Source organism: Nocardia colli, from assembly GCF_008704205.1.
In the GTDB taxonomy this organism is placed as follows: domain Bacteria; phylum Actinomycetota; class Actinomycetes; order Mycobacteriales; family Mycobacteriaceae; genus Nocardia; species Nocardia colli.
The window spans coordinates 350,389-362,760 of the sequence record NZ_VXLC01000008.1 but is presented as its reverse complement, the minus strand read 5'-3'; the positions used below and the strand labels follow the sequence as shown (position 1 = coordinate 362,760).

At 67.6% G+C, this 12,372-nt stretch carries 15 protein-coding genes; 10 read left to right on the top strand and 5 right to left on the bottom strand.

Going from position 1 to position 12,372, the window contains the following annotated elements:
* The first annotated feature begins 26 nt into the window (after nt 1-26).
* The 4 genes from F3087_RS20675 (at nt 27) to F3087_RS20660 (ending at nt 3,029) form a co-directional block, all read left to right on the top strand.
* On the top strand, nt 27-764 hold the full coding sequence (locus tag F3087_RS20675; RefSeq protein ID WP_150403634.1) for a rhomboid family intramembrane serine protease: 738 nt from the start codon (nt 27-29) through the stop codon (nt 762-764).
* A gap of 69 nt (nt 765-833) precedes the next feature.
* Nucleotides 834-1,598: a cyclic nucleotide-degrading phosphodiesterase gene (locus F3087_RS20670; RefSeq protein ID WP_150403633.1), complete on the top strand. Its 765-nt coding sequence runs from the start codon at nt 834-836 to the stop codon at nt 1,596-1,598.
* A 46-nt stretch (nt 1,599-1,644) separates the two neighbouring features.
* Complete coding sequence (gene rph, locus F3087_RS20665; protein ID WP_150403632.1) at nt 1,645-2,415, top strand: ribonuclease PH; 771 nt, start codon at nt 1,645-1,647, stop codon at nt 2,413-2,415.
* Between the two features lie 2 nt (nt 2,416-2,417).
* Nucleotides 2,418-3,029 carry a non-canonical purine NTP pyrophosphatase gene (locus F3087_RS20660; RefSeq protein WP_150403631.1) on the top strand — a complete coding sequence of 204 codons (612 nt, stop codon included), beginning with the start codon at nt 2,418-2,420 and terminating at the stop codon, nt 3,027-3,029.
* A gap of 75 nt (nt 3,030-3,104) precedes the next feature.
* Here the strand turns inward: F3087_RS20660 and F3087_RS20655 are convergent, their stop codons facing one another.
* The 4 genes from F3087_RS20655 to F3087_RS20640 form a co-directional block, all read right to left on the bottom strand.
* On the bottom strand, nt 3,105-3,500 hold the full coding sequence (locus F3087_RS20655; protein WP_191094073.1) for a DUF3817 domain-containing protein: 396 nt from the start codon (nt 3,498-3,500) through the stop codon (nt 3,105-3,107).
* Nucleotides 3,497-3,949, bottom strand: a complete 453-nt coding sequence (locus F3087_RS20650; protein WP_150403630.1) for a transcriptional regulator — start codon at nt 3,947-3,949, stop codon at nt 3,497-3,499. The genes F3087_RS20655 and F3087_RS20650 overlap by 4 nt, the downstream gene beginning before the upstream one ends.
* Before the next feature lie 108 nt (nt 3,950-4,057).
* On the bottom strand, nt 4,058-4,933 hold the full coding sequence (locus tag F3087_RS20645) for an oxidoreductase (protein WP_150403629.1): 876 nt from the start codon (nt 4,931-4,933) through the stop codon (nt 4,058-4,060).
* Nucleotides 4,934-5,105: 172 nt separating this feature from the next.
* The gene (locus F3087_RS20640) at nt 5,106-6,512 is read right to left on the bottom strand and encodes a lipase family protein (RefSeq protein WP_223885229.1); all 1,407 of its coding nucleotides are present in this window, start codon (nt 6,510-6,512) and stop codon (nt 5,106-5,108) included.
* A 196-nt stretch (nt 6,513-6,708) separates the two neighbouring features.
* Between F3087_RS20640 and F3087_RS20635 the strand changes: the two genes are divergently transcribed.
* Nucleotides 6,709-7,353 carry a TetR/AcrR family transcriptional regulator gene (locus F3087_RS20635; protein ID WP_150403628.1) on the top strand — a complete coding sequence of 215 codons (645 nt, stop codon included), beginning with the start codon at nt 6,709-6,711 and terminating at the stop codon, nt 7,351-7,353.
* On the opposite strand, the gene F3087_RS20630 is transcribed toward F3087_RS20635, so the two are convergent.
* A complete protein-coding gene (locus F3087_RS20630) occupies nt 7,338-7,973 on the bottom strand; it encodes a TetR/AcrR family transcriptional regulator (RefSeq protein WP_150403627.1) in 636 nt (211 codons plus the stop codon). The two genes, F3087_RS20635 and F3087_RS20630, sit on opposite strands and share 16 nt — an antisense overlap.
* A 102-nt stretch (nt 7,974-8,075) precedes the next feature.
* Between F3087_RS20630 and F3087_RS20625 the strand changes: the two genes are divergently transcribed.
* From F3087_RS20625 to F3087_RS20610, 5 genes are all read left to right on the top strand, one after another.
* Nucleotides 8,076-8,357 (top strand): hypothetical protein, encoded by a 282-nt coding sequence (locus tag F3087_RS20625; RefSeq protein WP_150403626.1) that lies wholly within the window; start codon nt 8,076-8,078, stop codon nt 8,355-8,357.
* A 74-nt stretch (nt 8,358-8,431) separates the two neighbouring features.
* The gene (locus F3087_RS20620; RefSeq protein ID WP_223885228.1) at nt 8,432-9,154 is read left to right on the top strand and encodes a sigma-70 family RNA polymerase sigma factor; all 723 of its coding nucleotides are present in this window, start codon (nt 8,432-8,434) and stop codon (nt 9,152-9,154) included.
* Complete coding sequence (locus tag F3087_RS46665; protein WP_223885227.1) at nt 9,151-9,375, top strand: sigma factor-like helix-turn-helix DNA-binding protein; 225 nt, start codon at nt 9,151-9,153, stop codon at nt 9,373-9,375. Before F3087_RS20620 ends, F3087_RS46665 begins: the two co-directional genes overlap by 4 nt.
* Nucleotides 9,376-9,430: 55 nt before the next feature.
* Complete coding sequence (locus F3087_RS20615) at nt 9,431-11,464, top strand: MDR family MFS transporter (protein WP_150403625.1); 2,034 nt, start codon at nt 9,431-9,433, stop codon at nt 11,462-11,464.
* Between the two features lie 82 nt (nt 11,465-11,546).
* Entirely contained in the window at nt 11,547-12,206 is a 660-nt protein-coding gene (locus F3087_RS20610; protein ID WP_150403624.1) for a PadR family transcriptional regulator, read from the top strand.
* The last annotated feature ends 166 nt before the right edge of the window (nt 12,207-12,372 follow it).

Below are 12,372 nucleotides of genomic sequence, written 5' to 3'. Positions count from 1 at the left end.
TCCGCCGGCTCGACGAGGAGGTTGCGATGACCGGCGGTTCGGGAATCGGTTCGTCATTCGACCCCGATCGGATCGCGGCGATCCGGGCCCAGGTGGGGAATCCGGGTGCGTCGGCGCCGCGGACAACGGCGAATGCTCCGGCGAAATCGGACAATTTCGCCGTCGTCCGGCAATTGTGGTTGCGCGCGGGCGTGCTCATCGCGGGTTTCGTGGTGTTGCTCTACGGCATCGAGGGCGTCGACACCCTCGACGACAACCAACTCGACAACGCGGGCATCCATCCCCGTTCGGCCGACGGACTCTGGGGCATCCTGTTCGCCCCGCTCCTGCACCACGGCTGGCCGCATCTGATCGGCAACACCGTTCCGGTCCTGGTCCTCGGCTTCCTCGCGCTGCTCGCCGGCATCGGCCGCGGCCTGGCCGCCACCGCGATCATCTGGATCGTGGCCGGTATCGGCACCTGGCTGACCGGCGGCTCCGGCAGCGTGCACCTCGGCGCATCGGTCCTGGTCTTCGGCTGGCTGACCTTCCTGATCTCGCGCGGCTGGTTCGCCCGCAACCTCGGTCAGATCATCCTAGGACTCGTGGTCCTGGCCCTTTACGGCTCTGTATTGTGGGGTGTATTACCCGGGCAAGCTGGAATCTCTTGGCAGGGCCATCTTTTCGGGGCGGCGGGTGGACTGCTCGCCGGCTGGGTACTCTCTGGTGATGCACGCCGAAATCGTCGCGGGAATCAGGCTGGAATCATTGCGTCGCCACGGTGATTCTGCGGCTCGGAACGGAATGTGGGGGATCGGTTCTTGAGCGAGAATTCGTCGTGGGAGCATGGGGGAATGCGCCTCACCGTCCTCGGGTGCTCGGGCAGTGTGTCCGGCCCGGATTCCCCAGCGTCGGGCTATCTGCTGACCGGGCCGGATATGACGCCCGTGGTGATCGATTTCGGTCCCGGTGTGCTGGGCGCGTTGCAGCGCTACGCCGATCCCGGTGAGGTCGACATCTTCCTCACCCATCTGCATGCCGACCACTGCCTGGATCTGCCGGGCCTGCTGGTCTGGCGGCGCTACCATCCGGCCCCGCCGGTCGGCCGGGCCATCGTGCGCGGCCCGTCGGACAGCGCGTTGCGCATCGGCAATGCCTCGGCCGAGGTCGGCGGCGAATGCGACGACTGGTCCGACGTGATCGATCACCGGCCGTGGACGGTCGGCGAGGAGATCGAATTCGGGCCCGGTCACACCGTGTCCGCGCGCCGGATGTTCCACCCGCCGGAGTCCTACGGCCTGCGCATCGTCACGGCCGCCGGACGCACCTTCGTCTACACCGGCGACACCGCGATGTGCGATTCGGTCAACGAACTCGCGCAGGGCGCCGACATCCTGATGGCCGAGGCGTCCTGGACCCACGATCCGGCGAATCGGCCGCCCGGCATTCATCTTTCGGGCACCGAGGCCGGCCAGATCGCGGCCCGGGCGGGGGTGAAGGAGCTGCTGCTCACCCACATCCCGCCGTGGACCTCGCGCGAGGACGTCATCGCCGAGGCGAAGGCGCAGTTCTCCGGACCCGTGCACGCCGTCGCGCCCGGTGAAACCTTCGATCTCTGACCGGGTGCCCGGCTGACGTCGACCGCCATCCCCTAGGCTGTGGCGCGTGTCTAGACGAGCCGATGGCAGGGCGGACGACGAACTCCGCGAGGTAAAGATCACCCGTGGATTCACCACGCATCCGGCCGGTTCGGTGCTGGTCGAATTCGGTCAGACGCGGGTGATGTGCACCGCGAGCGTGACCGAGGGCGTGCCGCCGTGGCGGCGCGACTCCGGATTGGGCTGGGTCACCGCCGAATACGCGATGCTGCCCGCGGCCACGCACACCCGCAGCGGACGCGAGTCGGTGAAGGGCAAGGTCGGCGGCCGCACCCAGGAGATCAGCCGGCTGATCGGCCGTTCGCTGCGCGCGTGCATCGACCTGGCCGCTATCGGCGAGAACACCATCGCGATCGACTGCGACGTCCTGCAGGCCGACGGCGGCACCCGGACCGCCGCCATCACCGGCGCCTACGTCGCGCTGGTCGACGCGATCACCTACCTGGCCGCCAAGGGCGTGCTGGCCGACCCGCAGCCGATCTCCTGCGCGATCGCCGCGGTGAGCGTCGGCGTCGTCGACGGCCGGGTCCGCCTGGATCTGCCGTACGAAGAGGATTCGCGCGCCGAGGTCGACATGAACGTGGTCGCCACCGACACCGGCACCCTGGTCGAGATCCAGGGCACCGGCGAGGGCGCCACCTTCCCGCGCTCCACCCTGGACAAGATGCTCGACTCCGCGGTCGTCGGCTGCGAGCAGATCTTCGCCATCCAGAAAGAGGCGCTGGCGCTGCCCTATCCCGGCGTGCTGCCGGAGCCGTCCGAGTCGAAGAAGAAGTAGTCATGGCCCGTCGTGTGCTGGTGGCCAGCCGCAATGCCAAGAAGCTGAACGAACTGCGCCGCATTCTCGCCGACGCGGGCATCGCCGGGATCGAGATCGTCGGGCTGGACGACGTGCCCGCCTACGACGAGGCGCCGGAGACCGGCGCGACGTTCGAGGAGAACGCCCTCGCCAAGGCCCGCGACGGCGCGGTCGCCACCGGATTGGCCTGTGTCGCAGACGATTCCGGCATCGAGGTGGACGCGCTCAACGGCATGCCCGGCGTGCTGTCCGGCCGCTGGTCGGGCCGGCACGGCGATGATGCGGCCAACAACGCGCTGCTGCTCGCTCAGCTCGGCGACGTGCCGGACGAGCGGCGCGGCGCGCGATTCGTCTCGACCTGCGCACTGGTCGTCCCCGACGGCGCGGAAATCGTGGTGCGCGGCGAATGGCCGGGCGTCGTCGGCCGGAAACCCTTGGGCGACGGCGGTTTCGGCTACGACCCGCTGTTCATCCCCGAGGGCGGCGACACCTCCGCCGCCCAGCTGACCCCCGCCCAGAAGGACGCCGTCTCCCACCGCGGCCGCGCCCTCACCCAGCTGCTCCCGACGCTCGCCGAGCTGGCCGAGAGCTGAGCCGCACGCCTTTTGATTTCCCGCACCGAGATTTGCATGCGATTCTCGGTGCGGGAAATCAGAAGTGGTGCGGTGCTAGACGCCGAACTCCTGCTTGACCTTCTTCGCGTTCACATGCTCGACGAAGAACGACAGCAGCGGAATGGTGCCCGCGAGCAGCGTGCCGACCGTGCGCAGCACCGGCCAGCGCACCTTCACCGCGAGATCGGCGGTGACCAGCAGGTAGACGAAGTACACCCACCCGTGCACGACCGCGATCCAGCTCGGTGTGTGCACGTCGAAGCCGTACTTGGCGATCATCTCGCCGGTGAGCAGCAGCAGCCACAGACCGGTGATCCACGCCAGCGTGCGGTAACGCAGCAGCGCCGACTTGATCTTGGCGGTGTTCGCCCCGCCGATCGGCTTCGGCGCCAGGACGCTGTCGGTGGCCGGCGCCGCAGTGCTCTCGGTGGAATTCTCGCTGGCGGTCAACCGGCGCTCCTCTCGGTGTCGCGGGCATGCAGGCCCGCCTCGCGGACCTGATCATCGATGTCTTGGGCGTGCAGAGCGGCCAGATACCTGTTGTATTCGGCGAGCACCGGATCCTCGTCGCGCACCGCCTTCGGCCGCTCCGGCAGCAGCCCGGCCGGGATCTCGCGCGGCGCAACGGCTTTCGGCGCGGGCCGCGGCTGATCGTCGACGGGCTGCTCGCTCTCCTCGGCCTCGCGTTCCAGCCGGACGAACCGGAAGTAGGCGAACACCGCGAACGCCGCGAACAACGGCCATTGCAGCGCGTAACCCAGATTCTGGCCGGTGCCGCTCGTCGATTCGAACCGCTGCCACTGCCACCACGCCAATGCCAGGCAGCCGAGCGCAGCGACGATCACCAGCACGATGAGGGCCGGGCGATTGTGTGCCGAGCGGCGGGGTGAAGCGGACACGGCTACTACGGTACCCGTCTACTACACGGTCCGTAGGAGCAGGTCGACGGTCCGAACCCGCCCGGACGCGCAACGACCCGCCGGCGGTACGCGGGCGGGTCGTCGGGCTCAGAACTTGTAGGTGACTCCGGTCAGCCGCTCGGATTCCTCCCAGAGCCGCTTCCACAGGTCCTTGTTCTTGGACAGCCGGCTCGACGGCGACGACTCCACCGGACCCTGGGTCTGGAAGAACCGGCGCGGACCCCAGTAGACCTCGGGATCGGCATCGGGCACGGTCGCGGCGAACAGCGAGGAGTGCGCGGCCTTCCTCGGCGGATGGCCGACGATCGCGACGAACGGCTTGATGATCCGGTCGATCGGGGTCTCGGTCCGGGCGAACAGGTCGGTGGCCGAGACACCGGGGTGCACCCCGTAAGACCGCTTGCTCGAACCGGATTCGGCCAGCCGGCGCTGCAGTTCCCGAGCGAACATCAGGTTCGACAGCTTCGCCTGCGCATAGGCGAGATTGCGCTGGTAGCGACGGTGCTCGTAGTTGAGATCGTCCACCCACAGCTTCGGCGTCTGCTTGTGCGCGATGCTGGCCAGCGTCACCACCCGGTCGCGGATGCGATCGAGCAGCAGGCCGGTGAGCGCGTAGTGGGCCAGGTGGTCGACGCCCCACTGGGTCTCGAAGCCGTCCTTGGTCCGGGAGAACGGGACGTTCATCAGGCCCGCGTTGTTGATCAGCACGTCGAACTCGGCCTGCTCGTCGGCGAACTTGCGCACCGAGGCCAGGTCGGACAGGTCCAGCTCGGCCACCCGGACGTCGCCGGTGATGCCGTCGGCGACCGCCTGGGCCTTGGCCGCGTTGCGGCAGGCCATGATGACGGTCGCGCCGTTGGCCGCGAGCACCTCGGTGGTCACGGCGCCCAACCCGCCGTTCGCGCCGGTGATCACGAAGGTGCGTCCGGTCTGATCCGGGATTTCAGAAGGTTTCCACGCCATGAAATAACCTTACTCTGGAGTAAGTTCCTGGGGAAGGGTTTCCCCGCGATCTGTCGATGAGTGTCTCAGACGGAGGTGATGACTGTCACTCGGTCGAGCGCTATAACAACAGCGCTCTGCGCCGGCTGCCACACGCTCGCTACAGATCACATTCTGCCCACCCAGAGTTCACTCAGCGTCCGCTGCCGATTGGTTGCTGGAACGCGGCGGCGAGCGTGGTGCCGACCGTGTCGCCCCACACCTGCCAGGTCGCGGGGTCGAGCATCATCGAGCCGACATCGGTGGTGGTGACGCCGGGTGCCACAGGTTTGCCGGCGAACCGATCTTTCAGCCACAGCAGCGCGCGCGGCGCGCCGATCGGGTCGAGGGTCAGGTGCTCGCTGAAGTGATCGCGCACGTACTCGACCCGCGCGTTCGGATCCTGCGCGTAGTAGGCGACGAGGTCGTTGACCGGACCCACCGGGATCAGCCAGTCCGGGTTCGCCTGGAACATGAACATCGGCATGTCCGGCACCGCCTTGCCCATCTTGGTCTTGTCCAGCACCGCGACCACCGTGGGATCGGTGAACGGATTCTTCGCCAGCATGCCGACGTTGTCCGCGAACGGGAAGAAGATCGACTGGTAGCTCGCGCAGAGCTGGTCCTTCGCCGCCATCATCAGCTGGCCGAGGCCGTTCATGTTGGTATTCAGGAAGTTTCGCAGCTCCGGGTATTCGCGGGAGACGCCGATCGCGCCGGCGAAGATCAGCCCGGCGGAGAGATTGCCGTTGGCCATCTTCAGCGCGGCGGACAGGTCGGCGGGGATGCCGCCCTCGGCGACGCCGACGACGTCGAGTTCCGGCGCGTAGCTTTGCTTCAGTTCAGCGGCATGGCCGGTGGCGATCGCACCGCCGGAATATCCCATCATCCCGACCCGAGTGTTGTTGCCGGACAACTGCATCGGATCGAAGCGCTCCGCTGCGCGAATGCCGTCCAGGGTGATCCGGCCGGCCAAAGGTCCTGCGGCATAGGCCGAATCGGGGCCTTGATGATCGGGCACGACCACCGCCCAGCCTTGTGCCAGCGCCGCCTGCACCTCCAGGAACTGAGCGGCGACGAGGACCGAGCCGGTCAATGTCGCTGGGATGGAACCCATCTGGAGTTGATAGGACGGCATGCAGTAGTTGCCGGTGGAGTCCTCGGCGATCTGATAGGAGAACAGCGGCCGATCCGCGACGTACCCGCGCGGCTTCAGCACGGTCGCCACCGCAGCGATCGGCTCGCCGCGGGTGTTGGTCGACCGGTAGGACAGCTGCCAGGAATCGACGTTGACCGGGATCAGCGACAGATTGGCGACATTCACCTGCCGGGCCGCAATGAGCTGTCCCGGTTCGAGATTCGCGTAGGACTCCGGCGCCGGGCGATAGAACGCCGGGTCGAAGCCGGGCGGCATGGGCGGAATCGGGAACTGCAGCGCGGGCTGGACCGGGGGAGTGTCCGGCTCGGCGACGGCAGGCCCGGCGAGGGCGAACGGCAGCCCGATCGCCAGCGCGGCGAGGGCGACGAGCAGCTTCGATGCGTGCTTGTGCGGAGTAACCACAGATCAACCTCTTTGTTGCCCGGACGCACATGTGAGCCCAGTTGGTTTCAGATGCGTCGAGTATGCAACGCCATGACGCGGATCACAAATGCCGGTCGGTGAGACCTATCCGGCAGCCTGGTTGCCGCACGTTCGCGCCCGACGTGAACGTGCCTGGTCACGACGGTTGCGGCGGTGGCTCCGATACGGTGGACGGGTGACCATCGTGGGCAGGCAATACGGCGGACGCGCCGTAACGGAACGCAAGGCCGAGCGCCGCGCGCGGTTCCTCGACGCGGCGACCCGGATCTTCGCCGAACGCGGCTACGCCAACTGCTCGCTCGCCGACGTCTGCGCCGCCGCGTCGCTGTCCAAGCGGCAGTTCTACGAGGAGTTCCAGACCAGGGAGGACGTGCTGGTCGCCGCCTACGACCGGATCCAGGACGACGCGGCGGGCGTGCTCGTCGTGGCGCTGGCCGAACTCGATCCGCAGGTCGACATGACCGCGGCGATGACCGCCATGGTCGCGGCCTACCTCGGCTCGATCGGCTCGGACCCGTATCGGGCCAAGGTCGCCTTCGTCGAGGTGGTCGGCGTCAGCGACCGGATGGAGCGGCACCGCCGGGAACGGCGGCACGCGTGGGCCGCGCTGCTGGAGAACAGTCTGGTGCCGACAGTGGCGCCGGGCGCCCGGATTCGCGGCGGAAGTGCCTGGGGCGCAAGCGCTCTCATCGGCGCGATCAACGGACTCGCGCACGAATGGGTGCTGGCCGATCCGCGGCCCGCGGTCGGCGAACTGGTGGAATTGCTGGTGCCGATCGCGCTGTCGCTGCTGGAAGTTCCTGATCAGCGCACGGCGTAGTCGTTCAGCGACGGGGCCAGCGCGTCGAACGCCGTGCCGATGTATTCGATGATGGCCGTGGCGATTTCGTCGTTCGACTGACCGTCGAGGGTGCGGCGCATGGTCTCGTCGAACAGCACCCGATGCACCCCGCCTAATTGCGCGGCCGCCACGCGCGGCGTGATATCCGTTGCCGCCGAGCCGGTTTCGGCCGCCAAGGTGTCCGCGAGCGACTGTTCGCGCTCGTCGTGGAATTCGCGCAGCCGCGCGACCAGCGCCGGGCTGTCGCTGATCAGCTTGGCGAACTCCGGCCCGGAGAACCCGGCCACCGGATCCTGCTCGGCCGCCGCGGTCAGATAGGCCGCCCGCAGCGCCGCCAGCGCGGATTGGCCGGGCTCGCGCTCGCGCACGATCCGCGCGAGCTGATCCACGAACACGTCGTGCAGATCGAGCGCCAGGTCTTCCTTGCGCGGGAAGTAGTTGGTCACCGTCATCTTGGCGACCTGCGCGGCGGCCGCGACGTCGGCGATCGTCACCTTGTCGTAGCCGTGTTCGAGGAACAGCACGGTCGCCTGATGGGAGATGTTCTCCCTGGTCTGCGCTTTTTTCCGGTCCCGGAGGCTCAACGTCTCTGTGCTCATGCGATCACCATATCTGATACCGACCAAAATTTATGCTTGACATATTTTTAGGTCTGTTCTAATTTTGTCCTCGTTACCGAGAACGAAGGAGCGCCACCGCGTATGAATCACGGACTTGTCGAAGCGACCCCGGCCCGCACCAGCGCCAGCACCGACCGAAAGGGACCAGCCACCATGGCCGACAAGACCACCGCGCAAAACACCATCGACGCAGTCCTGAACCGCTTCGCGCCGAGTGACCGCGCGTCCGAGCGAAAGAAGCAGCGCACCAACGGATTCCCGGCCGCGCCCCGGCTCGACCGCAAGAGCGCGGGACTGTCTCGCAGCCAGGCCGCGTTCCGCGCGGCCCCGCAGCGCCCGCTGCGCATCCCCGGCCGCGGCTGATCGTCGAGTGCCCGACCCGCCGGGCGCCGGCCTTGTGCCGGCGCCCGGTTCGCTCCCTTCGGAAGGACTCACCCGTGACCCAGCTCTGCACCGCCCGCCCCACCCGCGTCTCCGGCACGGTCAGCGAAGACCCGGTCCGCGACTACCTGCGGCTCATCGCCCGCACCCCGCTGCTCACCGCCACGCAGGAGGTCGAGCTGGCGGAGCGCATCGAATCGGGTGTCCGCGCCGCCGAGCAACTCGCCACCGCCGACCCCGCGGACCAGCGTGAGTTGCGTCGCCGAATCGCCGACGGCCAACGCGCCAAGGACCACATGATCGAGGCCAACCTGCGCCTCGTCGTCTCGATCGCCAAGCGCTACCCGACACCGGTCGGCATCTCACTGCTCGACCTGGTGCAGGAGGGCACCCTCGGCATGATCCGCGCGGTGGAGAAGTTCGATCACCACCGCGGCCTGAAGTTCTCCACCTACGCCACCTGGTGGATCAAGCAGGGCATCGGCCGCGCGCTGGCCGACCAGGGCCGCACCATCCGCATCCCGGTGCACGTCGTCGAGGTGCTGAACCGGGTGACCCGCACCCGCCGGGCACTCACCCAGCAACTCGGGCGCGACGTCACAGTCGCCGAACTGGCCGCCGAACTCGACCTGACCCCGGACAAGGTGCGCGAGGTGCTCGACCATGCGCGCGAACGATTTCGCTGCACACCCCGGTGGGCGCCGACGACACCGCCGAGTTCGGCGAACTCCTCGCCGACACCGCGCCCGATCCCGCCGAGACGGCCCTCGCGACGGTGATAAAACGCCAGCTCGCCGAGGTCCTCACCGGCCTGACCGACCGCGAGGCCCGGGTGATCGCCCTGCGCTTCGGCCTCGACGGCGCCGACCCGAAGACGCTCGACGAGATCGGCAAGACCTACGGATTCTCCCGCGAACGCGCCCGCCAGATCGAGGCGAAGGGCATGGCCAAGCTGCGTCGACCGGGACGCGTGAAAGCGCTGGAAGGACTGCTCGGCTGAATCACTGCCGTGTCGCTGGACGGACAGCTCAGCGAAACAAGACCATACTGTTTTGATGACCGGTGCAGTCGCTGTCGCCGAGAAAGCTCCCGAGCCGATGAGCCGGGCGAAGATCAACCTCGTGTTCGCCACCATTGTGCTGGGCATGCTGCTGGCGGCGCTCGATCAGACGATCGTGTCCACCGCGCTGCCGACGATCGTCGCCGATCTCGGCGAGGCCGGGCACATGGCCTGGGTGGTCACGGCGTATCTGCTCGCCGAGGCGGTGGCGACCGCGCTGGCCGGCAAGCTCGGCGACCTGTTCGGCCGCAAGTTGATCTTCCAGCTCAGCGCGTTGATCTTCATCGTCGGCTCGATGATCGCCGGCCTGGCCAACGGGATGACGCTGCTGATCATCGCCCGCGGCATCCAGGGTTTCGGCGGCGGCGGGCTGATGGTCACCGCGATGGCGCTCATCGCCGACACCATCCCGCTGCGCCAGCGCGGTAAATATCAGGGCGCGCTGGGTGCGGTCTTCGGCGTCACCACGGTGATCGGGCCGACGCTCGGCGGCCTGTTCACCGACCACGCGAGCTGGCGCTGGTGCTTCTACGTCAACGTGCCGGTCGCGATCATCATGATCGTCATGTCGGCCCGCACCATTCCGCGGGTGCGCGCGGCGATCAAGCCGATCATCGACTACGCGGGCATCGGCCTGGTCGCCGTCGCGGTCTCCACGCTCATCCTCGGGTTGGAGTGGGGCGGGCAGGAATACGCGTGGGGCTCGTCGATGATCCTCGGGCTGTTCGCCGCGTCGGTGGTGCTGTTCGCGGCGTTCGTCGTGGTCGAATTGCGGGCCGAGGAACCCATGCTGCCGATGGGTTTGTTCCGCAGCAGAGTGTTCACCGTCTGCTCGATCCTCAGCTTCATCTGCGGCTTCGCCATGCTCGGATCGATCACCTACCTGCCCGCGTATCTGCAATACGTGGACGGGGTTTCGGCGACCATGTCCGGCGTGCGCTCGCTGCCGCTGGTGGCCGGGCTGCTGGTCACCTCGATCCTGTCCGGCCAGGTGGTCGGCAAGACCGGCCACTACCGGTACTTCCCGATCGTCGGCACGCTGGTGATGGCGCTCGGGCTGTATCTGATGTCGACCATGGGCCGCGACACCGGCTTCTGGGAAGAATCGCTGTACATGCTGATCCTCGGCCTGGGCATCGGCTTGACCATGCAGGTGCTCACCATCGTCGTGCAGAACACCGTGCCGTACGCGCAACTCGGCACCGCGACCTCCGGCGTCACTTTCTTCCGTACCCTCGGAAGTACCTTCGGCACAGCGATTTTCGGCACGCTGTACAGCAACGAAATCGGCCCGAACCTGCGTGAGGCGCTGGTCCAGGTGCAGGTGGTGCCGCCCGCGGTCGCGGCGAATCCACAAGCGCTGCAAAAGGTTCCGGAAGATGCGGCGGCGCCGATCATCGACGCCTACGCCAACACCATCGATCACGTCTTCGTCTGGGTGGTCCCGGTCGCGCTGGTCGGTTTCGTGGTCGCCTGGTTCCTCAAAGAGGTTCCGCTGCGCGACAGCTCCCGAACGAGCGCAGGCGATGTGGGCGAAGGCTTTTCGGTGCCGGACTCCGCGGACCGGGTGGTCCAGCTGGAACGCGCCATCGCCGGATCGCTGCGCAAAGAACACGCCGAGGGGCCGATCGGACCGCGCATCCTCGCCGACGCGGGCAGCACGCTGAGCCGCGGCGAGGCGTGGGCGCTCGGCCAGGTCTACCTGCGCGACCGCGTCCAAGGCGGCGCCACCCTCGACTCGGTCGCCCGGGCACACAAGCTCCCCGACGACGTCCTCGCGCCGATCTATCGCCGGGTCGCGGACAAGGGCTACCTGGTCGACGACGGCCACGAGCTGCGCCTGACCGATCAGGGCCAGGCCGAGCTGGACCGGGTCAAGGCGGCGTGGCGGCGCTGGCTCGACCGCAGGCTCGACGACTGGAACAACGACGACCCCGCCGACCGTGCCCTGTTCGACCAGGCCCTGGACAACCTTGCCGCCAAGCTGCTCGAGCAAGAGGCCGGCGAGCACGAACCCGCTCGCACCTGAATTCGCCCGCACTCGCCCCGCAAGACGCCCTTGCATCACAAATACTCGTGCACGTATATTCGTAGACGAGTAAGGAGGTGTGATGGCCACGAAGCGCAAGGTGAACAATCTGCTCGCGCTGGCGGTGCTCTCGGCGATGATCGACCGGCCCAAGCACCGCTACGAGATCGCGCAGACGCTGCGTGACCGCGGCAAGGACCACGACATGGTGATCAAGTGGGGCTCGCTCTACACCGTCGTGCAGAACCTGGAGAAGGTCGGCTACCTGGAGATCGTCGGCAGCGAGCGCGACGGCGCGCGCCCGGAACGGGTGATCTACCAGCTCACCGACGCCGGGCGCGCCGAACTCGTCGACTGGACCAGGGAACTGGTCGCCGTGCCGGAGCCGGAACAGCACCGCTTCGTCGCCGGCCTGTCCATTCTCTCGGTGCTGCCTCCCGACGAGGTCATCGAATTACTCGGTAAGCGCATCGACGCGCTTGGTCACACCATCGACGGTGTGCGCGCCGAACTCGACAAGGTCGCCGCCATGAAGCTGCCCCGGCTGTTCATCATCGAATCCGAGTTCGGGCTCGCCATGCTGGAAGCCGAAGCGGCCTGGGCCAGCTCGCTGCGCGACGAGCTCATCGACGGCACGTTCCCCGAGGTGGAGTGGTGGCGGCAGATACACGCCGACAACATCTCGCCCGCGGAAGTGGTCGCGTCCGTGGAAGGGAGGATGGCCCAACCGGAAACATCCTGACAGCGAGACCAGGCTCGGCGGGGTGCGGCAACACCGCCGCCGAGCCCGATTGAACAGTCTCGAACCGCGCCCGCATGCGCGCACCCGGCTACAAGGCTGGCAACCACAGGATAACTGGGTGCGTGGTGCACGGGTTGGTTCGGGGATTCGAAAAACACCCGCACCA